The sequence below is a fragment of the Gluconobacter sp. OJB genome (assembly GCF_039638275.1).
Classification (GTDB): Bacteria; Pseudomonadota; Alphaproteobacteria; order Acetobacterales; family Acetobacteraceae; genus Gluconobacter; species Gluconobacter cerevisiae.
On record NZ_JBDIWH010000001.1, the window covers coordinates 436,129 to 458,287 of the forward strand.

The 22,159-nt window shown below is 52.4% G+C and carries 21 protein-coding genes, 1 tRNA gene and 3 pseudogenes; 11 read left to right on the forward strand and 14 right to left on the reverse strand.

Going from position 1 to position 22,159, the window contains the following annotated elements; all coding sequences use genetic code 11:
* Positions 1-46 precede the first annotated feature (46 nt).
* Both ABDK74_RS02040 and ABDK74_RS02045 read right to left on the reverse strand, forming a co-directional pair.
* Entirely contained in the window at positions 47-568 is a 522-nt protein-coding gene (locus tag ABDK74_RS02040) for a protein-export chaperone SecB (RefSeq protein WP_346002498.1), read from the reverse strand.
* Positions 569-660: 92 nt separating this feature from the next.
* Complete coding sequence (locus ABDK74_RS02045) at positions 661-957, reverse strand: hypothetical protein (RefSeq protein WP_346002499.1); 297 nt, start codon at positions 955-957, stop codon at positions 661-663.
* Between ABDK74_RS02045 and ABDK74_RS02050 the strand changes: the two genes are divergently transcribed.
* The 6 genes from ABDK74_RS02050 to ABDK74_RS02075 all read left to right on the forward strand — a co-directional run bounded on the left by ABDK74_RS02050 (position 941) and on the right by ABDK74_RS02075 (position 3,706).
* Positions 941-1,273: a lipopolysaccharide assembly protein LapA domain-containing protein gene (locus ABDK74_RS02050; protein ID WP_194255934.1), complete on the forward strand. Its 333-nt coding sequence runs from the start codon at positions 941-943 to the stop codon at positions 1,271-1,273. The genes ABDK74_RS02045 and ABDK74_RS02050 overlap by 17 nt on opposite strands.
* Before the next feature lie 8 nt (positions 1,274-1,281).
* Entirely contained in the window at positions 1,282-1,992 is a 711-nt protein-coding gene (pyrF, locus tag ABDK74_RS02055; protein ID WP_346002500.1) for an orotidine-5'-phosphate decarboxylase, read from the forward strand.
* Positions 1,989-2,645, forward strand: a complete 657-nt coding sequence (locus ABDK74_RS02060) for a phosphoribosylanthranilate isomerase (protein WP_346002501.1) — start codon at positions 1,989-1,991, stop codon at positions 2,643-2,645. The genes pyrF and ABDK74_RS02060 overlap by 4 nt, the downstream gene beginning before the upstream one ends.
* Positions 2,646-2,663: 18 nt before the next feature.
* Positions 2,664-2,754 (forward strand) — tRNA-Ser (locus tag ABDK74_RS02065).
* A gap of 93 nt (positions 2,755-2,847) precedes the next feature.
* Entirely contained in the window at positions 2,848-3,096 is a 249-nt protein-coding gene (locus ABDK74_RS02070) for a hypothetical protein (protein WP_346002502.1), read from the forward strand.
* Positions 3,097-3,220: 124 nt separating this feature from the next.
* Positions 3,221-3,706 carry a phage integrase SAM-like domain-containing protein gene (locus tag ABDK74_RS02075; RefSeq protein WP_346002503.1) on the forward strand — a complete coding sequence of 162 codons (486 nt, stop codon included), beginning with the start codon at positions 3,221-3,223 and terminating at the stop codon, positions 3,704-3,706.
* Between the two features lie 26 nt (positions 3,707-3,732).
* Here the strand turns inward: ABDK74_RS02075 and ABDK74_RS02080 are convergent, their stop codons facing one another.
* Together ABDK74_RS02080 and ABDK74_RS02085 are read right to left on the reverse strand one after the other, a co-directional pair.
* Positions 3,733-4,941 carry an ROK family transcriptional regulator gene (locus tag ABDK74_RS02080; protein WP_346002504.1) on the reverse strand — a complete coding sequence of 403 codons (1,209 nt, stop codon included), beginning with the start codon at positions 4,939-4,941 and terminating at the stop codon, positions 3,733-3,735.
* Positions 4,938-5,480 carry a carbohydrate ABC transporter permease gene (locus ABDK74_RS02085; RefSeq protein ID WP_346002505.1) on the reverse strand — a complete coding sequence of 181 codons (543 nt, stop codon included), beginning with the start codon at positions 5,478-5,480 and terminating at the stop codon, positions 4,938-4,940. The genes ABDK74_RS02080 and ABDK74_RS02085 overlap by 4 nt, the downstream gene beginning before the upstream one ends.
* Positions 5,481-5,561: 81 nt before the next feature.
* Here ABDK74_RS02085 and ABDK74_RS02090 point away from each other — a divergent pair.
* Positions 5,562-6,325 (forward strand): IS5 family transposase gene (locus tag ABDK74_RS02090; RefSeq protein WP_346002506.1). Its coding sequence is split into 2 segments (ribosomal slippage): positions 5,562-5,895 and positions 5,895-6,325, totalling 765 coding nucleotides; the frame shifts between segments, so codons are not numbered across the junction.
* Here the strand turns inward: ABDK74_RS02090 and ABDK74_RS02095 are convergent.
* From ABDK74_RS02095 to ABDK74_RS02120, 6 genes and pseudogenes are all read right to left on the reverse strand, one after another.
* Entirely contained in the window at positions 6,315-6,605 is a 291-nt protein-coding gene (locus ABDK74_RS02095) for a hypothetical protein (RefSeq protein ID WP_346002507.1), read from the reverse strand. The two genes, ABDK74_RS02090 and ABDK74_RS02095, sit on opposite strands and share 11 nt — an antisense overlap.
* Complete coding sequence (locus tag ABDK74_RS02100) at positions 6,605-7,480, reverse strand: sugar ABC transporter permease (protein WP_346002508.1); 876 nt, start codon at positions 7,478-7,480, stop codon at positions 6,605-6,607. Before ABDK74_RS02100 ends, ABDK74_RS02095 begins: the two co-directional genes overlap by 1 nt.
* A gap of 16 nt (positions 7,481-7,496) precedes the next feature.
* Positions 7,497-8,444, reverse strand: coding sequence for an ROK family protein (locus ABDK74_RS02105; protein ID WP_346002509.1), 948 nt, complete (start codon positions 8,442-8,444; stop codon positions 7,497-7,499).
* Positions 8,441-9,313, reverse strand: coding sequence for a sugar phosphate isomerase/epimerase (locus ABDK74_RS02110; protein ID WP_346002510.1), 873 nt, complete (start codon positions 9,311-9,313; stop codon positions 8,441-8,443). The genes ABDK74_RS02105 and ABDK74_RS02110 overlap by 4 nt, the downstream gene beginning before the upstream one ends.
* A gap of 269 nt (positions 9,314-9,582) precedes the next feature.
* A pseudogene (locus tag ABDK74_RS02115) lies at positions 9,583-10,602 on the reverse strand (extracellular solute-binding protein); the annotation flags it as partial.
* Complete coding sequence (locus ABDK74_RS02120; RefSeq protein ID WP_346002512.1) at positions 10,599-11,699, reverse strand: glycoside hydrolase family 76 protein; 1,101 nt, start codon at positions 11,697-11,699, stop codon at positions 10,599-10,601. The gene ABDK74_RS02120 and the pseudogene ABDK74_RS02115, both read right to left, overlap by 4 nt.
* 454 nt (positions 11,700-12,153) lie before the next feature.
* Between ABDK74_RS02120 and ABDK74_RS02125 the strand changes: the two genes are divergently transcribed.
* The 3 genes from ABDK74_RS02125 to ABDK74_RS02135 are packed head-to-tail and all read left to right on the forward strand — an operon-like array spanning position 12,154 to position 18,394.
* Positions 12,154-15,012, forward strand: coding sequence for a TonB-dependent receptor (locus ABDK74_RS02125; RefSeq protein ID WP_346002513.1), 2,859 nt, complete (start codon positions 12,154-12,156; stop codon positions 15,010-15,012).
* The gene (locus ABDK74_RS02130) at positions 15,012-17,306 is read left to right on the forward strand and encodes a Ca2+-dependent phosphoinositide-specific phospholipase C (protein ID WP_346002514.1); all 2,295 of its coding nucleotides are present in this window, start codon (positions 15,012-15,014) and stop codon (positions 17,304-17,306) included. Before ABDK74_RS02125 ends, ABDK74_RS02130 begins: the two co-directional genes overlap by 1 nt.
* A gap of 2 nt (positions 17,307-17,308) precedes the next feature.
* Positions 17,309-18,394, forward strand: coding sequence for a Gfo/Idh/MocA family oxidoreductase (locus ABDK74_RS02135; protein WP_346002515.1), 1,086 nt, complete (start codon positions 17,309-17,311; stop codon positions 18,392-18,394).
* A 661-nt stretch (positions 18,395-19,055) separates the two neighbouring features.
* On the opposite strand, the pseudogene ABDK74_RS02140 reads toward ABDK74_RS02135, so the two are convergent.
* From ABDK74_RS02140 to ABDK74_RS02150, 3 genes and pseudogenes are all read right to left on the reverse strand, one after another.
* Positions 19,056-19,223: pseudogene (locus ABDK74_RS02140) on the reverse strand (IS5/IS1182 family transposase); the annotation flags it as partial.
* A gap of 147 nt (positions 19,224-19,370) precedes the next feature.
* A complete protein-coding gene (locus ABDK74_RS02145) occupies positions 19,371-19,892 on the reverse strand; it encodes a GNAT family N-acetyltransferase (protein ID WP_346002516.1) in 522 nt (173 codons plus the stop codon).
* Between the two features lie 149 nt (positions 19,893-20,041).
* The gene (locus tag ABDK74_RS02150; RefSeq protein WP_346002517.1) at positions 20,042-20,500 is read right to left on the reverse strand and encodes a cupin domain-containing protein; all 459 of its coding nucleotides are present in this window, start codon (positions 20,498-20,500) and stop codon (positions 20,042-20,044) included.
* A gap of 50 nt (positions 20,501-20,550) precedes the next feature.
* On the opposite strand from ABDK74_RS02150, the gene ABDK74_RS02155 reads away from it, so the two are divergent.
* Positions 20,551-21,489 (forward strand): LysR family transcriptional regulator, encoded by a 939-nt coding sequence (locus ABDK74_RS02155; RefSeq protein WP_346002518.1) that lies wholly within the window; start codon positions 20,551-20,553, stop codon positions 21,487-21,489.
* 19 nt (positions 21,490-21,508) lie between these two features.
* Here the strand turns inward: ABDK74_RS02155 and ABDK74_RS02160 are convergent.
* Positions 21,509-22,118: pseudogene (locus ABDK74_RS02160) on the reverse strand (transposase).
* Between the last annotated feature and the right edge of the window lie 41 nt (positions 22,119-22,159).

Consider the following 22,159-nt stretch of genomic DNA (forward strand, 5'->3'; position numbering starts at 1 on the left):
ATCCTCCGGACCCACCTTTTAAGCGTCTAAGCCATTACTTTGCTTTTTATCGCTGTTGAGCGCGACGGCTCTGCCAAAGAGCATGAAAATCTATGGGCTGGATGTTCGGAGACGGAAATCCAGCCTCGCGGATAATATTCAGCATGACGTTTCGTGCTGGTGGAAACAGGAAACGTGGCGCCTCAACCAGCAGCAGGGGCTCGACCGCTTCTTGCGGAATGCGGCCTGTGAGGCCGAAAAGGCCAGTATAAGCCAGACTGATTTCGTAGAGCACTTTTGGTGCTGGTGCGTCCTGCGTTGGTGCACTCTCAAGGCCCTGCGCCCGAATAGCCAGGCTGACCTCAAATGTGGGCTGATCCCCAAGCTGTCGGCCCGTAACATCTACCGTCATGCCGATATGAGGCTGGGATGGAAGATCGCGGTAAACATCTGGGGTATTCTGAATATCGATTAACAAAGTACGCAGATATTGCGACCCGACAACCAGAGATGAGGAAGAAGGCAGGGAATCTGATACATCAAGGCTGGCAGGACTGCCCGTCACGGTATCGGTGTAAGTCTGATCCATTGGTTCGCTTCCTCATGCGGTCGTTACCCCGTCCACCCTGTATTGCACTGAAATGCAATCAAATGTGGCGCGCGGCACTCTGTCACGATGCTTCAGCTTTGACCAGCGGTACGATTTGAGATGTGCCTGTTCTCCAATATCCCTGTTTCTGTTCGAAAAGCCGGTTTTTTGGAAAAAAGAGCCTGCTTTATTTCCTTACTCGTGCAGTCACGGATCTTCTGCGATACATTGGGAATGATATCGCCATCCTGCACAATGTCAGCACTGGCGCATGATGCATGCCCGTATCGGACATCATGACTGCTGACAGGAAAACATTCTTCCTGCCCGCGCGCCTTGTTGCGCTGCAGACAGCACGATAGGACCATGTTCATGCTCAGATTGCTCATTCTCGTTATTCTTCTTGCGGTCCTGATCGTTTTTGCCCTGAGCAATACGGATCTGGAACCCATCTGGCTGGTCTCCTTTGGCTGGCATCTGTCGATTGGCACGCTTGTTCTGGGTGTCGGCGTGGTTGCGCTGCTGCTCGGCTTCCTGATCGGCCTGATCGGTGACATGCAGCAGCGCTCACGTGCGCGTCGGGCGGAGCAGCATGTCCGCACGCTGGAGAGCCAGCTTGTAGAGCTTCATCAGCGTCTCGACCGCTTGCAGAACCCGACAGCCCCCCTCTCCTCTTCCATTGTTTCTTCAGAGCCAAAGGTCTGATCTTCAGTATGTCCCGCCGCACACGACTGATCGTAGCTCTCGATACCGCTTCGCGTACTCAGGCCCAGCATTGGGCAGACAGCCTGAAAAATGACGTCGACGCCATCAAGCTGGGCCTCGAATTCACCTACGCCTGCGGACTGGAGGCTGTGAAAACGGTGTCCGAAGGGCATCGGTTGTTTCTGGACCTGAAACTGCACGATATCCCCCATACAGTCGCATCGGGCCTGTCCGCCCTCGCCCCGCTGAAGCCGACCCTGACGACCATCCACGCCAGTGGCGGTGCGGAAATGATTTCGCGCTCCAGAGAAGCTCTTGAAGCAGCTTTTCCAGAACAGGTAGAACGCCCGAAACTGCTGGCAGTCACTGTTCTGACCAGCATGAATGCTGAAGGTCTGCTTGAGACCGGTGTGAATGCAACACCTCAGGCACAGGTGCTCAGGCTCGGGAAACTTGCCATTCAGGCTGGTGCAGATGGCTTGATCTGCTCCGCGCATGAAATAGCTCCTCTGCGCGATGCTCTGGGTGACGATCCCATTCTGGTCGTTCCTGGCATTCGTCCTGCTGGCAGCGCGGCCGACGATCAGAAACGCATCATGACACCTGCTCAGGCTGCCAAAGCGGGAGCAGACTGGATTGTCGTAGGGAGGCCCATCACGAAAGCAGCCGACCCTGTTCTGGCTGCCAGAGCCGTCATGGAAGATCTCGCCAGCGTATGACGGCGGTTAAGATCTGCGGCATCCGCGATGTTCAGACGATGACGCTCTGTGCCCGCTTGAAAGTGGACTGGGTTGGTTTCGTATTTTGCGAAACTTCCCCCAGAGTCGTGACAGCCGATCAGGCATCGCGGCTTCACAGCAGCGCACCATCCGCGCAGGAAAACGGTCCTCTTCGGGTAGGTCTTTTTGTAAAGGCAGACGATAGATCGATTGAGAGGGTTCTTCAGGCAGTCCCGTTGGATATTCTGCAGATTTACGATACTTCTGATCGCGCTATCGCAATCCAGTCTCGCTTTGGGCTCCCTGTCTGGCGGGCTTGTGGCATTGCCTCATGCTCTGATCTGCCGACAAACCCACAATTGGCCGGATACGTTATCGAAGCACCCAAGCAAGCACAGGACAGTCGCCCGGGAGGGCTCGGCCGGACCTTCGACTGGTCTCTGACGCAAAACTGGGCCCCTCCCTCGTTCTGGATGCTCGCTGGTGGCCTGAATCCTCAGAATGTCCGGAAGGCAATTCAGGACAGTCAGGCTCCGGCAGTAGATGTTTCTTCAGGCGTTGAATCATCACCGGGCTACAAATCTGCTGAACTGATTGAAAAATTTGTCGCAAATGCCCGAAAGGGGCTTGATCTGACGTCAAACCTTTCGTAAACACCGCCTCGCTCGACAGGAGAGATGGCCGAGCGGCTTAAGGCGCACGCTTGGAAAGCGTGTGTACGTTAATAGCGTACCGTGGGTTCGAATCCCACTCTCTCCGCCAGTCCTCAAAATATCTGATGAAATCAAGCAGCTATCGTCATATGTCGGTAGTAGTTCACTACCATGCTGGTAGCACTTCGTCGGTAGTCCTTCCATGACCAATAAGGTGCTAGAAGATGATGATATGCACGGCTTGAGGCGGACGGGTGGCCTAGCATACTCTGCCCATTTGTCTATTCCGCGTGATCGCTGGGCTGATGCCGGAAAGGCGTTTGGAACCAAGACAGGCATCAAGCAGGAAGTGGTCCGCTCTCTTGGAACCCGTGAAAAACAGGAAGCCATCAGAAGGCGCGACAAGGCTCTTGCAGCGATGCGAGAGGATCTTGACAGGCTGGATGGCTGAAGATCGACTGCTCAATGGGGCGTTTGAGGCCCGGCGGGAGATAGCGGCCACTTCAGACAGGACGGTGGTGACAGGCAGATGGGACCTACCGCCCCTAAACGTCGTCTGATCGAGGGCATGGTACTTGGAGGATCGAGCGGAACGGCTTGAGAAGGCTGGGAAGAACCCTTCAGGCTATGTGAGGCAGTTCCGGGAAATCACGCTGGGCGAAATGACGCCTTTTGCTCTGGTGCTGGATAGATGGATGAAGGATCGGGAGAGTTATGCGTCCCATTCCGTCATTTCTCTGGATCGGGTCACCCTCAACCACTTCGGACGCTATCTGGCCGATGTGCAGGACGCCCCTAAACCGCCTGAGGACCCGATAGCCTTCTTGCGGGCACAGGTGATCGAGGATGTTCCTGATATGGTCCTCGGGGGCTTTGCTGAGTGGCTGATGAACAAGCAGAGTCTCAGTCCCAAGACTGCTGGGAACCGCATCACACCTCTCAAGGCCATGTGGATCTATGCAATCCAGAATCACATTCTGAAGGGCCCCCAACCCGTGGACGGGCGCTACTGCCGGGTTGAAAAGGAAAGCCGGGAAGAAGGGGCTGAGCCCCGAGCCTAGGTTCGACTACACGAGGAAACATGTATTCAGCGATGATCAAAAGGTCTCTCGTCGCTTGCCGTAAGGTGGCGGATATAGAGATGGCGAAAATCCGAACGCGTATTGACGAAAATAGGCAGGCTCATACCACCGATGACTGGTCCGTCCGCCAGTTCCACGACAGAAAAGCGCGGCAGATCACGCTCCCGTATAGCGCAGAGCGACGGCAGAAGTGGGTAGCTGCGTTCAACGAGCGCAGACAGAATTGTCTCTGGCAGCGCTCCTCCCAGCAATACCGTTTCAGGATCAAACGCCGTTTCCATAATGGAGACGAGGTAGCGTAAAGTTGCAGCGGCATCTTCAAGCCAATGCATCAGACGGGTATCACGGCGCCGATGCAATTCGGATAGAATTTCTGGAGTCAGTTCTTTGACGGGGACCTCCAGTTGCTGAGCGATGGCGTGAAGCGACAGCAGATCATCAATCACGCCTTTGCCACCAGGAGCAGGAAGCAGACCGAATTCACCAGCATTGCCGTGAACGCCTTTCATCGGCATTGCGTCAGCTACGATGCCTGCTCCGATACCATAACCAATATAGACAAGAACAAAATTACGCATCGAACCGCCAGATTGATGCAAAAGCGTGCCAACTGCCGCCGCAGTAGCGTCATTTTCCATTAACACTGGTATTTTGAGGCGATCTGCCAGATCAGTCACGGGGTCAAAACCACGCCACTTTTCCCAACCCGGCATACGCATCTCAACTTCGTATTTATCGGCATTGAGCGTCGGTAGCACGAGACCCAAACCCCAGAGGCCCTCCTGCTTAACTCCACTACCCGTCATTAACTGCCCGACCATCCCTACGATAACCGACATGGTCGCAACTGGATCGCTTGTGTCACCAGACCAGTCGACCCGGGCTACGATGTTGAGCAAAAGATCTCCAAGAACTGCAGAAATCCGTCCACGATCCACATGTATGCCAATCGCATATCCAGCTTCCGGGTTAGGTGCGAGATATGTCTGCGGCTGCCCCCGTAGGCCAGTGGAACGTCCCGCTTCCCGAATCAATCCCTGGTCAAGCAGTTCACGCGTAATGCCCGAAATGGTCTGCGGCTTAAGACCGACGCGCTGCGCAATGTCAACGCGACTTAATGGGCCGTTCTGATGAAGTAACTCGAAAACAAGACGACGGTTATAGATACGTGAAAAAGCCTGCCCTGCCCCATCTGGCACATCATGCTCGCTCATTTGACTGCTCCTGCCGTTAATCCGGCCGCGATGCGATGCTGAAAGAGCAAAACAAGTAAAACAGGAGGCACAATTGCAAGGAGAGAGGCAGACATGATGATTCCGAAAGGGAGCTCGAAACGACTGGGAGCAGAAATAAGACCAATGCTTACTGGCAACGTCCGTGCAGAGTCGCTCAGGGTAAAAGTCAGCGCGAAAAGGAATTCATTCCAGCAATTCATAAAAATCAAAAGCCCCGTCGCGACGATGCCAGGCCAGATTAACGGCAAATGAATCATGATCAGGCGCCGCAGTAGCCCACATCCATCGAGAGATGCAGCATCATCAAGGTCCCGCGGGATGTCACGGAAAAAGCCGGCAAGTAGCCAGATCGCAAAAGGTAGTGCAAAAAAAAGATCAGCAAAAATCAGGCTTTCAAGGCGATTATAGAGCCCAAGCCGGGAAATAAGAGTAAACAGACCCGACAGGAGCGCAATCTGGGGAAGCATTGAACAACCAAGGAGCGACGCAAGCACCAGACTACGACCACGAAAAGACATGCGCCCTAGGCTCAGGACCTATTAAAATATTGAACTGAGCGAGACGTTGTGATTCACAGGCTTACCGATGGAGGTAAGGCTGTGAGTGACGTATTTTTGCTGTCTGAACGCCAGATGGAGCGGATTGAGCCGTTTTTTCCTCTGCCGCATGGAGTGCCCCGTGTGGATGACCGGCGTGTTTTGAGCGGAATCGTTTACGTGATCCGCAACGGGCTTCAGTGGAAAGACGCTCCGAAAGCGTATGGCCCGCACAAGACTTTATACAATCGTTTTATTCGCTGGAGCCGCCTGGGTGTCTTCGACCGGATCTTTGTCGCCCTGACAGAACAGGCTGGCCGTTCAAAGCGCCTGATGATCGATGCAACACACCTCAAGGCACACAGAACGGCGGCGTCTCTACTCAAAAAGGGGCTTTTCCCCGCCATATCGGACGGACAAAAGGCGGCCTGAACTCAAAACTCCATGCCGTGTGCGATAGTCAGGGCAGGCCTGTTCGCCTCTATCTGACAGCAGGACAAGTCAGTGACTTCAAAGGCGCAGACGTGCTGCTGGCAGATCTCCCCGAAGAGACAGAAGAAGTCATCGGGGACAGAGGCTATGACAGCAACCGGATCAGGTTATCGCTTGCAGAACGCAATATCACTGCCTGTATTCCCCCGAAAAAGAACCGGAAATCAAAGCTGCCTTACGACTGGCATCTGTATAAAAAGCGCCACCTCATCGAAAACATGTTCGCGAAACTCAAAGACTGGCGACGTATTGCGACCAGATACGACCGCTGCGCTCATATCTTCATGTCCGCAATCCATATCGCAGCAACCTTCATCTTCTACCTCAAAGAATGAGTCCTGAGCCTAATGCATAAGCTCCAGGAAGTGCCAGAATAAGGGCAATCAGATCCACTGCACCAGCCGATATCAGTGAATTGGCCGCATCTCGCCACCATGTCGGGTCTGACAGTATCTGGCGATAATTATCAAAATCAGGCGTTGCCAGAAGCGCGGCGGAAAAAAGCTGTGGTCCACGCCGAAAGGACGTCACAAGCGCCCAGTAAAGTGGAAACACTGTCTGCCCTAATGCCGCAGCAAGAACTACCCAGCGCCAGGACAGCGAAATCGCACGCATCAGAAGGGCTCTCTGCGCTGCGGCAGGGTAATGCACCGCCAGAACAGGACCACGGTAAGGGTTATGACGCCGAGGGTCGCTAATGCTGCCGCAGCGCCGTAACCCGGTGCTCCAAGCTGTACGATCTGCGTATGAATGAAAACGGATAAAGTCATGCCGTTCATGTCTACACCGTAAAGGACGCTCGAAAGATCAAACATTCTCAGCGCATCCAGCAAACGAAACAGAGCAGCAACTGTCAGCATTGGCCAGATCAGCGGCATGGTGACGTAACGGAAGCACTGCCAGGGCGTCGCGCCATCCATAAGCGCTGCTTCCAGCGCATCCGTTGGTACGGTTTGAAGCCCGGCGAGAGCGAGCAACGTCATGAAGGGTGTTGCCTGCCATATATCGACCACGATCATCGTAGCGAGCATACCATTTGGTCCAGCGGTCCACGCCACACCATGCCTGATCAATCCGCTCTCAAGTAATACGGCATTGATAACGCCGTACTGCTCGTTGAGCATCCAACTCCATAACCGTGCCGCCACCACGCCAGGAACCGCCCATGGCAGCAGCATGACTGCCAGCACAATCCCCCGGATAACGGTGTTCAACTTCTGAAGGATGACTGCAAAGCCGACGCCAAGAACGGTTTCTACGACTACCGATCCCAGCGCAAAAATAACTGTCGTGCGGACTGATCGCCACCAACTGGAATCTCCCATCAGGATCCAGAAATTCTCTAGTGTCGCTCCGGCCTGAGCGGGAGCAAAACCGTGCGGATCATGGCTGAAAGCCAGATGTAACGTCTGGATGAACGGCACAAGAACGAGCGCCACAAGCGTCAGCAGCGAGGGCGCCAGTAATGCCCATGGTTGCCAAACAAACATTCTGTGTTGCAGAATTTTACGTGACATCCAGTGCCTGTCGCGCCGCCCACGCCGTTAAGGCTGCTCCAATAATCCCTGCCTCCTCCCCCAATCCCGCCACAAGCAGTGGAATATCAGAACAGGACTGCTCCCAGATGTGCGAGCGTATCTGTGTTTCCAGCTTTGTGCGGTAAACACCTGTCGAACAGCCAAGGCCACCCCCAAGAATGATTTTCTCGGGATCGAGCATGTTCACAACCTGGGCAATCAGACGCCCTCCCATTCCGGCGCCATCCGCAATGACACGGAGTGCCATAGGATCCTCCAGTGCCGCCAGTTCTTCCAAACTGTGGGCCCCATGCAGCAATGGTTCGCCGCCACGCTCTTCCCACAGGCGCGCCATGCCAATTCCCGAAGCATAATCCTCAGGAATTGCGGCTGCGAGTTCTGAACGGTCCCTTACTGGCACAGCCATTTCAGAACTGGCAAAATGGATCGCAAAACCATGCGCTCCTGCGTAAGGACGTCCCTCAAGACATAGCGTGTAGCTCATCCCCGAACCAAGGGAGAAATAAGCGAAATTGCTACACCCTCGCCCGGCACCAAATCGGGCTTCGGCAAAAGCTGCCGCGCGGACATCACTCTCTGCCCGAACCGGAACTCCCGTTATGCTCGACAAACGCTCGATGAGGCCTGGCAGAGGAAAGTTCCAGGCACTCCGGATTTCGCCGTACAGATCCACCAGTTCGGGAACAGCTACGCCGATCGCGGCCATTGCCCCGTTATGGACACCATCAGGCGGCAGAATAGAATCCAACAGCATGGCAATGTCATCTACAATCCCCTCGCCCGGTGCATTACGACGGGTCTGAATGCGGCAGACAGGCCCAAAAGTGCCGGTTTCCATGTTGACCCATGCTGCCGCGATCTTGGTCGCTCCAACATCAATCCCAATGGCATAGGAAGAAGATGCCCAAGTTGTCACAGGCCAAGTCGCCGCAGAACGTCACGATTATGTCGAGCAATGGGTAATGGCTTTTCCGGCGCACAGGGATACATGTCCTGCTCCACCACAGCAAAACCATCAAAGTGTCGACCTCTAAGAAAAGCTACGACGTCTGCAAAGTCCATGACTCCCTTGTCCAGTTCGCACATGACACCATTCTGAAAGACGTCCATGAAAGGTGTCTGCTCCGCCATGGCTCTCGCATGTATGGCGGCATCCATATTTTTAAAATGATAATACGGGATACGGTCGGCATGAGCACGCATGAAGGCCAAAGCATCCCCGCCTGCATAAGCATGATGGCCAAAATCATAACAGAGTTCGACCAGGTCAGCAGGAGTATCGGCTAACAAGTGCAGAATTTCCTCTTCGCTCTCCACCGCCGTGCCCACATGCGGGTGAAACAGAAGCCGCAACCCATATTCCTGCGAAATAATTCGTCCGGCCTCGGTAATCACATCCATCATGTGGCGCCATGTTTCCGGAGAAGCGACGCGAGCCTGTCGGGAAGAATAGACGTCCGAGTCATCCATAAGCAGAAACCATGGCGTATTGGTCGCAACCAGTGTCTCACACAGTGGCTTAATCCGAGCTCGCAGCGTCTGCCAGGCATCCTGCCTCGCAAGTGGATGCACGACAGCCGCACCACACAGCCCAAGATTACGGGACGCAAGCGCATCCGTCAGTCGGCTGCGATCCGTGGGGAGATATCCCCATGGTCCCAGTTCAGTCCACTCATAGCCAGCCTGCGCCACCTCATCGAGATACCGCTCCCAAGGCGTTTGGCGAGAGTCCTCAGCATACCACACCCCCCAGGCATCCGGGGCCGTTCCAATACGAATGGTCATTGTGTTTTCTCCTCAAGAACATCCTCACCTGCCCGGCTTTCAGACCAACGGCCGCGACGGGCCATAAACTCGAAAATTTCTGAAAGCCGGCGCAAGCTGCCGGCAGCATCCTGCTGTCCACTCAGCATTTGGTGAAAACTGTTGGCCGCCAGCCACGCCACGCGTGGATAATCCATTCCGGTCTGAGCCACAGGACGCAGGACGGGACGCGCAAGCGCAGTCCTGATTGTGCTGAGAACCGGCAACGCCGTGAGCACAGCGGGATCGTTGAGGAGTGCGCGACGCGCAGGGATATAAGCCCCCCTAACAACACGCTCGCGCTCAACCTCTGGCGATGTCAAATAGCGCATCAGCGAAAGAGCTTCCTCGGGATGAGGACTATTCCGGGCCATGCCAAGATAGACAGTCCCGTCAACACCACGCGGTGGGTCGGATGCCTTCTCACGCGGAAGAGCTGCAACGCCGACCTTTCCGGCAATCACACTCTGCGGATCATTGGCCAGAGCCCAGGCATAGACCCAGTTCCGCATAAATACGGCATGACCAGACTGGAAAGCCCCACGGGCAGCTTCTTCATCATCGGAGAGAACGCCAGAGGGTGAAATCGTACCAATCCATCCCGCGGCACGCTTCATGGCCGCACGAGCCACTCCGTTATCCAGAGTAATCTGCCCATCTCCTGAAACAATGGTTCCACCTTCAGGACCAAACCATTCCAACACGTTGCATATGAGACTTTCTGCCGTACGTCCCTGCCAGACATACCCCCACAATGCGCTGTCTCCACGGGCACGCTCCGCTTTCTGGATCGCATTTGCCTCGGCACCCAGTTCGTCCCAGCTCTGCGGCACAGGAAATCGGTACTTCTCCAACAGGTCCCGTCGATAGAACAGAAGTCCGGCATCGCGATACCAGGGTAACGCAACGTCATGGCCCGAACTGACGAACGGGCCAGGCGTCAGGTCATCATCAGCCGCAGCGCGGGGAATAATTCCCAGCCTTGGTGCCAGTGTGCCAAGCCATGTTCCGTCCATAACCAGAACATCAACCATAGGCGACTGCGCGGAAAGTAACTGTCGATACAGCGGCAGGATCGCCCCCCAGTCAGACGGTAGCGGGACAAGCGTCACGGTATTGCCGGTCATGTGTGCCCAAGCCTGTGTCTCGGAGGCACAAAGAGCCATTTCTGCGCCATTCGACGAGCAAAATACCGTAAGATTTTTAGCACGGACGCCAGAAGACAAAATCAGCGCGCATCCTGCCAGAAACACTGATAACCGTCTTTTCATCGCGCGACCTCCCCGGACACACGGGCAGCCGCTACGAACAGACTGGCCGCGGTCAATTGGGCCTGTGCCGAGGGAGTAAAAGGCGTAGCGTTCCAGTCACTATCGAACTGCGCATCCGGAAACCTGTTAGCCCATAGACGCATACTTTCGTCGGTGAGCCATGTCTTTAAAGCTTCCTGATCTCCGCCAGCAGGCAATGCCGGCACAAGACGGCCTAAAGCCTCCACGAAAATACCGCGGAAAATTCGGCTATCGATATTCATCACTCCCGTAGCCTCGCGAAAGCCTCCATCGGGCGTGGTACGTTTGCCAATAGCCTGCCGAGCGATCTGGGCAGCCTGTAGCAAAAAATAAGGATCCCCTGTCAGCACCGTCAAATTCCGCAAGGCGTCAAGAATGACTCCCTGATTATAGCTATAGGTGGGCGAGCCACTATTAAGACACCGCGCATCAAGACCGTCATTGACTGCATGAGATGTCAGGATCATGCCGCTGCCCTCGAACCATAGCCAACTTTTCAGTGCCCACTCTTTATAAGAAGCATCCCCGGTCATAACGGACAGACGTGCGGCAACATCTATGAAAAGTTCGTTGGTAATCGCGTTTTTATAGGTGTGCGCATGATCCCACCATACACCACCACCGCAGGCTCCGTCCCAAGCATGCACAGTGAGCCTGCTGAAAATACGGGCCGCATTTTTTAGAGCATTGCGTTGCCGCTCCCGATTCCCATCCTGAACGGCCCAATCCAGTTCTGCTTCTGCGAGCCAGAGATCATCATCATTGCCATCCAACCCGCGATGATCTGCCAGTAACTCACCGGCAAGTGCGTGAAAGTGTGAATCACCCGAGGCGGCTTCATAGTCCATCAATGTCCCAACAGACACGAAACGCTGCCAGGCATGAAACGCGTCCCCGTCATGATAAGTGTGCAGCTCACGAGCGTAGTGCGCAGACAAAATATCCAGCGCCATTCTGGCCTGCTGCAGAGGGGGCGCTCTCGAAAAATCCACTGTCTTAGCAAGGCAGGAACCCGACCAGAAAATCCACGCAACCATGCCAAAAATTCCCGGCGCCTTTCGAAGAATGCCCGACATCTCCGCCCTCTTTCGTTACGCGACACCGAAAAACAATGAGAGCCTGGAATGCCCTTAAAAGCCTACAGTCCATATTAAATACATAACTCGTATTTATGTCCAAATGTTTTTGTAATTTTGTTACAAAATAGTGCTGGTCGATATTTAACACAGGCTTCACACAAATTTTCTCAGAAACATATTAAGCCCACTCGGACAGCGGATTTCCATGTTTATAGAGGGTTCCAGAAGGACGAATCGACAGAACGAAGGGGGCCGTATGTTTCTCCGTTGCATGTTCGAAAGAGAAAAACTTAGATCAAAACATTTGTTTTATAGGCCAAACTCAGAAGCCATAGAGGACAATTCCTCATGTTTTTGATCGCCGAATTTTTCGCCCCTGCCATTGGCAACACCCAATAGGTCCACGTGCGCAGTGCGTGGTTCGTCTCTTTCCTTCAAGAGGGTCCGTTCGATGATATCGTTTAAAAAAGCTCTGACGAGATATCTGATCCCGCTGACGACAGTCGGCGTTATTGCGCCTGCACTGGCGCAGCCAACCTCCCACAAGGTCAGAATTCACAGCAAGAAACAAGAACCCGGTGCCATCAATCTGGCTCGAGGCAAAACGCCGACAGCGCCGGTGTCAAAATCATCGTCTATCCCGCCGCGTCCGCAGATTTTTGCTTCCGCCAGCAAGGCCGAAAGCATCAATGTTACGGGAACGCGTGGCGGGAGCGTTGCAGCAGCCCTTGACGAGCAGCGCCACAGCATAGGGGTGGCAAGCGTCATGTCGCGTGAGCAACTCGAACAGGCCCCAGAGACAAACCTCTCAGATATTCTGACACGTCTTCCCGGCGTCTCGGCCTATAGCGACATGGGAGGCGCCCAAGCTGCAACAGGAGAGTCTCAGTACATGACCATTCGTGGTCTTGACTCAAGCTATAATGCCTACACTCTGAACGGGGAACGCATCGCTCCAGCCGACCCGTCCACACGCGCCGTATCATTCGATATGCTTGCCCCGTATGGCATCACATCAATTAAAGTATCCAAAAGCACCACGGCCGATATGGATGGCGATGCAATCGGCGGCGCAATCGACATCAGAACCCCGACTGCTTTCGATTTTTCTGGCCCGTATCAGAAAATTACTCTGCAAGGCCAGTTAAACGACAAGGCGGCACAGATTGGTACGCAGGATCTTGGGGGCACCGCGCAAGTAGAATTCGCCCGTCGCTTTGGAAAAGATAATCGCTTTGGTATTTACGCCACGGGCTATTATTCTTCCAAAGGGGTACTGGCGGACGCCGTTGCACCGAATACCTCCTATTCTCCAACGCTTCTGTCACAGTCAGGGGTGACAAGCCTGAACCAGGCATCGCAGCTCTCGACACAGCAATTGAAGTACGATCTCTTCTCCAGTTCCATCAAACGGTATGGTGGCTCTCTTTCGCTCAACTACAAGGGCGACAATCAAGAGTTCTATGCCCTGGGAACTTATGGTCAGTACAATGTCAAAATGGACGATAACCAGATTTCATTGCGCGGCGCAGATTCCGGTTATAATTCCAGCGGAATTTATCAATCCGCGAATGCAACCCGGGGCCAGTATTTTGAAACTGACGACTCAGCCCAGTTGTTAACAACACAGAAAATTGGAGGAATCACTCGCGCCCAGAACTGGACCATCAACTACGACGTGTTCAACAGCTATGGCGTACAATCAAGCCCGAACCAAGTCGAGGCAAGCATGTATGGTAACACAACTGTCAATGGCCCTTTCAATTTTGATGTCGCCAACACAACGTTGCCCCGCGCAGTTGCGTCTTCCGGCGCCCTCGCAGAACTTTACAATCAGAACACCAATAAATTTTGGAAAACACAGGGGCGTGACTCCCAGAGTACGGCGGACATGTTCGGTATTCACGCTGACGCCGCCTATCATTTCCATTCGGATATCCTGAAATCCATCGTCTTCGGCTTTAAAATCAGCGATACCCAACGCCAGTCCTGGCGTCACCCATATTTTCATGACGATAATAATTTCGTTTATGATGGTCCCTTTTTCGGCGGCGAGAGCTGGGCCTACAATAATGCAGCCGGTCCTATGGTCGGCAATATTCCTGGAAAAAATGTCAATGCCTTCGGAGGTGCAGCCGGTGATTTCCGCCTGCTGGACCGGGACTGGGTCAAGAACACGACTATCCCCTATAAATATCAGAATGACCCCAACGGCGCGGGTAATTACACAAAAAACGATTGGAATGCGAATACCAGTCGTGGATCTGAACGCGTTTACGCGGCCTTTGTTGAACTCAATCTTCAGGCCGGTCCTGTCGATATCCACCCAGGATTTCGATATGAATATACAGATTTCAGCGGATCACATTGGAAATCCAATGGCGATGATGCGACCGGAGAGTTCATCAATATCAAGCAATCCTACGGTACACCGCTTCCATACCTTAACATCAATTATCGCCCGACAGACCTCAGCGTCCTGCGATTTTCCGTACGTCGCGCCCTTACGCGCCCTGCCTTCGGCCTGATCAACGGCGCAACATCGTTAACGCTTGACTCATTGACCAACCGGGTCATTTCCGTATCCCAACCCAACCCAAATCTACGTCCGACTACCGCTACGGTCTTTGATTTCTCAGGAGAGCTTTACAACCATCATTCCGGAGTTGTTTCCGCTTCCATTTATTATAAGCAGATCCAGAAATTTGTTTTTACATCTGTTTCAGGCACGACAAACAGCACGACGCTTGGCGGTAACGTGCCAACCAATGCCTATACCAATAATGGCACCGAATATCAGATGCCTATGAACGGCGGTAGCGCAACGTTGGAAGGCATCGAACTGAACGCTCAGCAAACACTCTATTTCCTGCCAGACTGGCTGAGTGGCTTCGGTGTTAATGCAAATATTACACTCCAGCATTCAAATGCCCAGAGTAATATTTCCGGACACCCGAACACGGCACTCCCGCGCGCACCGGAAATGATGTATAATCTCGGGATATTCTATAATTACGGCCCGATGCATTTCGACCTCAACTATAATTACATTGGAACGCAGCTTCTTAGTGTCAATTCGTCTCTCCCCGACTTCTATCTGCAACCGACACAGCGTCTTGATCTCAGCATGAAATACAAATTCGGCTGGGGGCTGACAGGAACACTGGCGATGCAGAACCTTTTGAATACGCCTGCTTATTGGGAGACGATGGGTAAAGGTAAGTCCTATCTTGCCTATGATGGTTCAGCTAACGGCGCCTTCGTCCAGACTGGGCGCACATATCTCGTAGGATTAACCGGACAGTTTTGATGACGATGTATAAAACGTACCGTTTCTATTGGGGAGTGGCCTTATTGGTCGCTCCTCTTCTTGCAACGATCGGCACGGCAAAAGCTGATAACCCGCTTGATCCCAATAACCTGCGACTGGACCAGTTGCAGGTTATTGGATCCCACAACAGCTATCATTCCGGCGTAGAGCCAGGTATTCTTTCAAGAATACAACAGATCTCTGCTGCCCTCGCAAAACTACTTGACTATAAACATCCGCCTCTTTCTACACAGCTCGATCGGGGCATCCGTCAGGTCGAACTCGATATTTACGCTGATAGTCACGGCGGCCGGTTTTCAAACCCGCACAATCCTTACGCTCCGACAGAAAAATGGCCTCTTCCGCCGGCAGAAGCAGCGCTCATGCGTCAGCCCGGCTTCAAGGTCATGCATATCCCTGACATAGACCAGCACGCCAACTGCCAGCCGCTTAAGGCCTGCCTTGAGAACATTCGCAATTGGTCTGACGCGCATCCTCATCATATTCCGGTCTTCGTTATTCTTGAAATAGAACAATCTAACGATCTTCCCGGGGCGACACCTGTCGAACTCTTCAATGCCAGAACATTCAATAATCTCGACGCAACGATCCGGTCCATTTTTTCAATACACAACCTTCTGACCCCGGACGACGTACGTGGAAATGCCACCACGCTTTCGGAAGCCGTACAGGCACACGGGTGGCCAACTTTAGCCCAAAGCCGCGGGAAAGTTATTTTTCTTCTGGATCAACGCAGCAATGGGCCACTTTATCTGGAAGGTCATAAAGATCTGCGCGGTCGCGTTGCGTTCACCAATGCAGACCCTTCCGCACCTGACGCGGCATTTACCGAACTCAACGATGGTCCTGTTTCCCAGATCACGAAACTGGTCCGGAAACATCTTCTTGTGCGGACAAGAGCAGACGTAAACACTGCTGAAGCGCGCGAGGGAGATCCCGCCCGACAGAATGCCATGCTGGCGAGCGGCGCACAAATTATCAGCACAGATTATCCGAATAGCGAACCAGCACGCTGGAGTGGATACAGGGTCGGCTTTCCAGCCGGTGGGTCTGTGCGCTGTAATCCAGTCACATCCCCTACGGGCTGTGTTTCACGCCTCATAGATGCAGCGGACGCACAAAAACTGTATTTGCGCCGCGTCGTTATGGTTATGCGTCACGGCATACGCTCGGCGTTGCCGGGTCAGGAGCCTGCGACGGCAACTGTTAATGGTGGTTGGCCAAAATGGGAAGTTGCTCCCGGAGACCTGACGCCCCACGGCGCTACAGGCATGCGCGCTCTTGGACAATTTGAACGTCAGTGGCTTAGCGAAAATGGTCTCATTTCAAACTCTGGATGTCCCTCCTCTGAAAAAATCGCAATGCGATCCAATTCGGAGCGACGAACCATAGCCAGCGCCCAGGCATTCGCGAACGGCTTTGCACCAACCTGTTCGATCACCATTGCGCATCAACCAGAAGGGACCGCAGATCCCCTTTTCTCTCCTCTTGAAGCGGACCCCGCGCGTTTCGACATGCGGACGATCATCTCCCAGTTGCCTGACGCGAACGAGATGTTCGCGCCCCACAAGGACATGTTGAACGCACTTTCAAACATTGTCCGGTGCACTACCGGTTACTGCGATTTCCTCACAGCACCAAGTCACATAGAAGCGGGCAGCACCAATCATGAATTGACACTCTCCGGCCCGATCCGCGACGCCTCATCTATCGCTGAAGCCCTGATGCTGGCCTATCTGGATGGGAAGCCAGAAATAAGCAGCTTCAGCGGAAAACGCATCGACGCCACGACACTGGAGGCACTCTCTGCATTGCATGCAGCGATGCTAAAGACCATCGTACGCCCTCCTGCAATCGGTGAGCCCTTGTCTCGTAACCTGAGACAGCGCATCATCACGGACTTGACTGAAAAAAACGGTCCTGATTATCGCCTGTATGTCGGGCATGATGACACTATAGCCCCCTTACTTGGCCTATTGGACACGCATATACGCGCGCCCGGCTATGCGGTAGACGAAATCCCGGTCGGGTCTGCTTTAGGCTTTGCCCTGTACGACAACAACGCCGGCGCAACCTTCGTCCGCGTATTTTTCCAGTCCCAGACACCGCAAGATCTCCGAACGACACCTGAAACCGCACGGCCTTCGCTCAGCTTTCCATCAATACCAATCTGCAAAGCTGACACGCATCTCTGCACGATCGACGAACTACTGTTTGCCCTAAAAAGTATTCAGTCACGGAAGCAGTCTCTCTCAGATACAGGACAGAAATAATCATGAAAAAAATCTCTCTTGGCCTGATTGGTGCAGGCGAAGTCGCCCAACTCATTCATCTGCCAATTCTGAAACAATTACAGGATCATTATGCGGTCACAGCATTGTATGATCCCTCTCCTTCTGTTCTGGAGCAGGTCGGAAGCAACTGGAATATCCCTCATCGTTACACGACACTCGATGACCTCCTGTCTGACCCGACCATTGATGCCGTCATGGTTCTGAGTCCGGACCAGTTCCATGGGGACCACGCCCGATCTGCTCTGCGGGCCAAAAAGCATGTCTTTCTTGAAAAGCCTGCTTGCCTGACCCTTACGGATCTCAAATCTCTTATTGAAGTAGAACGAGAGAGCAATCAGGTGACGATGGTTGGCTACATGCGTTGTTATGCACCTGCTTTCACACAGGCTCAGTCCCTTCTGAAACACATGGGAGAGACACGCTACGTCCGCGTCCGGGATCTGATCTGCGAAGGACCATGGTTTTTTAACAGCTGGAGCCATGTTGCCACACCGGATGGCGACATAGCAGTTGACCTGATCGATTCAGGCCGCGCTAAACGCCTTGCGGACATGAAAGCTGTCTGTGGAGAAGACGCGTCCCCCGCGATCCTGAAAGCTTATGAAGTTCTGACCGGTTTGGGCATCCATTCTCTTTCAGCCCTCCGCGTATTGATAGGCTCGCCACAAAAGGTTATCTCAGCCCATATCGCGCAGGGTGGAACACAGATCAACGCACTTCTGGACTATGGACAGTTCATAACGAGTTATGAATGCCTGATTGACGACGTCGTTCGGTTCGACGCTACAATTGAAGTCATTTCCGCCCGCGAAAAACTCGATATCTATTACGATACCCCGTATATCCGTAACCTCCCAGGACGTACGGTATTTCAGACGAGCACGGAGACAGATAATACCGTTCAGAATTTCGGTCCTTTCTACAAGGATCCATTCCGTGTCGAACTCGAACATTTCCATGATGCTATCGTCGCAGGCACGCCCGTTTCCACCCCTCTTCAGGACGCGTGGGCTGATCTCGATTTGTGTCAACAGATCATGACAGCGGCTCGAATAAGCACAAAGTAATTTTCGAATTGTCCTAGTTTGAGTTCGGACGTTGAGAAACCCAATCACAGTTGATTGACGTCCTTCGCGGCCTGAATCTGTACTCAACCGGCAGAAATTGATGGTTCTGGATAGTGGACCTTCTAAGGTTTTGTGCCGGTTGACTGAGCGTTTTAAGCTCGCATCGGGAGACATACGAGACCATGGCAGCGCGGATCTGCCAGTATCTGACCCGCAGTCCGACCTGGTCCGGGCGAACGAGCGCCTACGCCTGAAGAACCGCGTTCTGTAGGAGGAAAGTGAAACCTTAAAAAACGCTACGTAGTTTTTCGTGAACTAAAAGACATGAAATTCGCCTTCATCCGGGAGCATTTTGTCTTGAGCAACTCCAATTATGCTCGTCCTCGAATAATTATCAACTCAAGGAGACGAGTCTCGATGTCGACGAACGTTGCGCGGGGCAGCTGATGAAACTCAACGGGATGCTCCCAGTGCGCACTCGTCACCACAGGGTCACACTTGATAGCCGTCACTCCTTGATGTTGCAGCCAATATTTTTTACACGATTTCCAGACGAAACTGACGGGATGTAGAATGATGCCATTAATATCTCGGCAACATCACAGCTCCCTCGCTTTAGAGGCTAAAGCCGTCTAATAGGATCACATACCGTAATAAGTCCAAACGCAGGACGCCCGCCTTTGCTCTCGTCTGAATAGGCCAGTGCCTTTTCCAGACTAGGGCGGCATATTTCAAAATTTACAGTTCGGGAAAAGGCTTAGAATTGGTCGCCAAGCTCATTCAACCGAGTAAGCCGCTCTTCAACACCAAAGAAACCTAGCTGCTTCATACCATCCCTTCACATCTCGCGCGAGAATACTGGTAGCTCTTGGCTCGGAACGAAAAAAATTGATATGGGAGTACTACAACGAGTGTCGTGGTTGTTCTGCAGCATGATTTTGAGTGATAATAAACAAAAAAAGATATTAGATATTCGTCAGGATATTTTGCCCTTCCAACTGAAGCGATATCGTTCAGGTCTTCGTCCCGGATCGCGGGTCGCTTTAAAGCCTAGTTTTTCCAAAAGCTGCCATGAAGGCTGATTTTCTAGACGACATTCTGCGATAATTTGACGTTCTGGAAAAATATCGGCAAGCTTTGCAAGTAGTGTAGCAACGCTCTCTCTCGCAATTCCTTGCCTTTGTCGCGCAGGATAAACCCAATATCCGACCTCAATCTCACATTCATTATGTAAGTGCGTACCAATCACTGCCGCTAGTTCGTCATGCCCATGCATCCACACGCCGATGAACTGGTCACGCCCATTATCTTCCCCGGTAATCAGTTTCTGGGCATCAAGTATTGTGAAAGGCGTTGGTAGAAAATGTACAATATCCGTAATTTCAGGGTGATTGGTCAGTTTTTGCAAGGCTGCTGCATCATTTCCGCTGAGAGCCTTGATAAGTAGACGTGGTGTCTGGATTTCTGGAAATTTCTTTAAAGTATCGTCGGGACGCAAAACACACTCCTCGGAAAAAATGTTTTGATCGCGTAAGTCGTGTGGAGATATTGCTTGTAGCGACCGGTGTTACATATTTCAGAATGATCGGATCATTCCGACTTAGAATCTACTCTTAATTTCTTGTCTTATGTAAGCAATTGAATGCACTATCTTAAAATAGCCGCTCCGGGTCGGAGCCACCAATCAGGATCGGTATCGACAAGATCTTTCTGTATCCATTTCTCACTCAGATGAATATCGATGGTTTCAAGTGGTGTATCGCCATTATTTTTGAATGCATGAGGGATATTCGCGGGTCCGAAAAGAACGTCACCTTCTTTGGCCTCTATGCAGACATGACCGATTTTGAAAACACCTTGACCACGACGTACAATGAAAATTTCATCGTATGTATGGACATGTAGTGTTGGACCGTCACCTCGCGTTTCTTGGGTAAAATTTAGAACAGTGACATTCACGCCAAACGTCGTGCCGTCAAAATGCCCGCGCCAAGGATGTAGACCTGACAACCACATGGCAGCGGGTAAAGTTTGAATTCTATTCGACACGCTTTCAGCTCCTGACATTTTTTGAACTACAAATTTAGTGCGATGAATTTCTTGCATGCGGGATCTTCGAATGGAAATAATGATTCAATATCTGATATATTCACCATATGAATGAGCTGAGACGTATCGACTTAAACTTGCTTCCGACGCTGTACGCGCTGCTCACGGAAGGACATGTCACGCGTGCTGCAATACGTTTAAATAAAAGCCAACCAGCCGTCAGTCATGCCCTCGCTCAACTACGTGGGCATTTTGGAGACCCTCTCTTGGTCCGCCAGAGAGGCAATATGATATTAACGAATAAAGCACTGCAGCTTTTAGAGCCTTTGGAAAAAGCCTTAAGTGGCATTCATACACTATTGGAGACCCCGGAATTTGACCCGAGTTCCTATAAAGGCCTTATAAGACTTTCTCTTTCTGATTACGCATCCGGGATTATTTTACCGCACCTCACTCGAATACTCCGAAGTACAGCACCGGGCATTGATCTCGGGATAAGCCAAGCGAGCCGGGACACAGCATTATCTCAATTACGCGATGGAGAAGTAGATCTCGCGTTTGGTATCTTTCCCGTGTGCCCGGAAGATATAAATCGCGAGAATTTATTTGAAGATCATTTCGTAAGTATTATAGATTCTTCAAAACGGTTGCCATCAGAACCACTCTCTTTAAAAGAGTGGCTTTCCAGACCGCATGTTATGGTTGCCTTACGACCTGATGCTCAGGATGAGATCGAACAGGTCTTACTCGATCAAAATTACCATCGTCGTCTTATGCTTGTCATGCCCCATTGGAGCGCTGCAGTAGCTACAATAGCTGGGACAGATTTAATTTTGACTATCGCGCGACGATCGATCCGAGATCTAAGTCTATACCCCTCTTTGAGGATTTTTGAGCCGCCATTACAGCTTCCGTCTTTGCAATACCAACAAGTATGGCATGAGAGACGGCATCGTGATCCTATGCTTTCCTGGCTACGTAATATTGTGAAAACAAGTTGCGCTTCGATAGCGTCGACTGCCTTCTGTACGTCTAATGGAGGATAATCCACCCTAAGCTTAGGCCTCATAGTGGGAACAGGAGGGTTGCGACGAGGCAGATTTCTGAGAAGAAGACGGTCGGGCGTTTGTCGTAGAATGTCGCGATTCGCCTCCAATCCTTGATCCTTCCAAACATGAGCGCGATGCGGTTACGGCGTTTGTATTTCCGCCTGTCATATTTGACTGGTTTTTCGTGAGATTTCCGTCCCGGGATACACAACGGTCGTCCTTTCTGATCGTTGAGTGTATGGAGGAGTTTCATGTTCAGCCACCTTTTGTTCGTCCGATCAGGTGGCCCGGAACCCCTTTTTTAGCCGCAGGCTCAAAGCCGGGCGGTGTGCCTTGAGGTAGATCGCATCTATCATGATGGTCTGAGGCTCGGTCTTTCCAGCAGCCAGACCGTCCATCATCCGGGCAAAGATCTTCATGGCACCCTAGTGTTTCCAACGGTTGTACAGTGTCTTGTGTGGACCGTACTTCCGGGGTGCGTCACGCCATCGCAGGCCGTTCCGATTAACAAAGATGATGCAGCGCAGCACGTGGCAGTCATTAATTCGCGGTCTGCCGTGCCTCTGTGGAAAAAAGGGCCGCAGACGCTCCATCTGGTCATCCGTCTGCAAAAACAGGTCGCTCATTTCTAGTCTTCTCACTAAGCCTGAATCAGATTTACACAATC

What these genes read in the sequence shown, in the direction of transcription:
- ABDK74_RS02125 (WP_346002513.1), top strand. Translation starts at nt 12,154, where the DNA reads ATGATATCGTTTAAAAAAGCTCTGACGAGATATCTGATCCCGCTGACG.
- pyrF (WP_346002500.1), top strand. Translation starts at nt 1,282, where the DNA reads ATGTCCCGCCGCACACGACTGATCGTAGCTCTCGATACCGCTTCGCGT.
- ABDK74_RS02070 (WP_346002502.1), top strand. Translation starts at nt 2,848, where the DNA reads ATGACCAATAAGGTGCTAGAAGATGATGATATGCACGGCTTGAGGCGG.
- ABDK74_RS02135 (WP_346002515.1), top strand. Translation starts at nt 17,309, where the DNA reads ATGAAAAAAATCTCTCTTGGCCTGATTGGTGCAGGCGAAGTCGCCCAA.
- ABDK74_RS02110 (WP_346002510.1), bottom strand. Translation starts at nt 9,313, where the DNA reads ATGACCATTCGTATTGGAACGGCCCCGGATGCCTGGGGGGTGTGGTAT.
- ABDK74_RS02130 (WP_346002514.1), top strand. Translation starts at nt 15,012, where the DNA reads ATGACGATGTATAAAACGTACCGTTTCTATTGGGGAGTGGCCTTATTG.
- ABDK74_RS02155 (WP_346002518.1), top strand. Translation starts at nt 20,551, where the DNA reads ATGAATGAGCTGAGACGTATCGACTTAAACTTGCTTCCGACGCTGTAC.
- ABDK74_RS02045 (WP_346002499.1), bottom strand. Translation starts at nt 957, where the DNA reads ATGAGCAATCTGAGCATGAACATGGTCCTATCGTGCTGTCTGCAGCGC.
- ABDK74_RS02085 (WP_346002505.1), bottom strand. Translation starts at nt 5,480, where the DNA reads ATGTCTTTTCGTGGTCGTAGTCTGGTGCTTGCGTCGCTCCTTGGTTGT.
- ABDK74_RS02150 (WP_346002517.1), bottom strand. Translation starts at nt 20,500, where the DNA reads ATGCAAGAAATTCATCGCACTAAATTTGTAGTTCAAAAAATGTCAGGA.
- ABDK74_RS02120 (WP_346002512.1), bottom strand. Translation starts at nt 11,699, where the DNA reads ATGTCGGGCATTCTTCGAAAGGCGCCGGGAATTTTTGGCATGGTTGCG.
- ABDK74_RS02040 (WP_346002498.1), bottom strand. Translation starts at nt 568, where the DNA reads ATGGATCAGACTTACACCGATACCGTGACGGGCAGTCCTGCCAGCCTT.
- ABDK74_RS02050 (WP_194255934.1), top strand. Translation starts at nt 941, where the DNA reads ATGCTCAGATTGCTCATTCTCGTTATTCTTCTTGCGGTCCTGATCGTT.
- ABDK74_RS02095 (WP_346002507.1), bottom strand. Translation starts at nt 6,605, where the DNA reads ATGCGTGCGATTTCGCTGTCCTGGCGCTGGGTAGTTCTTGCTGCGGCA.
- ABDK74_RS02060 (WP_346002501.1), top strand. Translation starts at nt 1,989, where the DNA reads ATGACGGCGGTTAAGATCTGCGGCATCCGCGATGTTCAGACGATGACG.
- ABDK74_RS02100 (WP_346002508.1), bottom strand. Translation starts at nt 7,480, where the DNA reads ATGTTTGTTTGGCAACCATGGGCATTACTGGCGCCCTCGCTGCTGACG.
- ABDK74_RS02080 (WP_346002504.1), bottom strand. Translation starts at nt 4,941, where the DNA reads ATGAGCGAGCATGATGTGCCAGATGGGGCAGGGCAGGCTTTTTCACGT.